The organism is Streptomyces telluris (assembly GCF_024519335.1).
In the GTDB taxonomy this organism is placed as follows: Bacteria; Actinomycetota; Actinomycetes; order Streptomycetales; family Streptomycetaceae; genus Streptomyces; species Streptomyces telluris.
On record NZ_JANIID010000089.1, the window covers coordinates 1 to 699 of the forward strand.

Genomic DNA, 699 nt, shown 5'->3' on the forward strand with positions numbered 1-699 from the left:
CCTGCCCCACCTGGAGGTGCTGGAGTCGGAGGCGGTGCACGTCTTCCGTGAGGTGGCCGGCGAGTTCGAGCGGCCGGTGCTGCTGTTCTCCGGCGGCAAGGACTCCATCGTCATGCTGCACCTGGCGCTGAAGGCCTTCGCGCCGGCGCCGCTGCCGTTCGCGCTGCTGCACGTGGACACCGGGCACAACTTCCCCGAGGTCCTCGCCTACCGCGACCGCACCGTCGCCGGGCACGGACTGCGCCTGCACGTCGCCTCCGTCCAGGAGGCCATCGACACCGGTCGCGTCCGCGAGCGCCCCGACGGCACCCGCAACCCCCTGCAGACCGTCCCCCTCCTCGACGCCATCGCCCGCCACCGCTTCGACGCCGTCTTCGGCGGCGCCCGCCGCGACGAGGAGAAGGCCCGCGCCAAGGAACGCGTGTTCTCCCTGCGCGACGAGTTCGGCGGCTGGGACCCCCGCCGCCAGCGCCCCGAACTATGGGACCTCTACAACGGCCGCCACGCCCCCGGCGAGCACGTCCGCGTCTTCCCCCTGTCCAACTTCACCGAACTCGACGTCTGGCAGTACATCGCCCGCGAGAAGATCGAACTGCCCGCCATCTACTTCGCCCACCGGCGCGAGGTCTTCGCCCGGGACGGCATGTGGCTCGCCCCCGGAGCCTGGGGCGGCCCCCGCGACGGCGAGGACACACAGAT

Annotated in this window: 1 protein-coding gene; it reads left to right on the forward strand. The window is 72.2% G+C overall.

What is annotated here, in order from left to right; all coding sequences use genetic code 11:
• Position 1: 1 nt before the first annotated feature.
• Positions 2-699 (forward strand): sulfate adenylyltransferase subunit CysD (gene cysD, locus NQU55_RS36215; protein WP_256791878.1); only part of this gene is annotated, 698 nt, incomplete at its 3' end.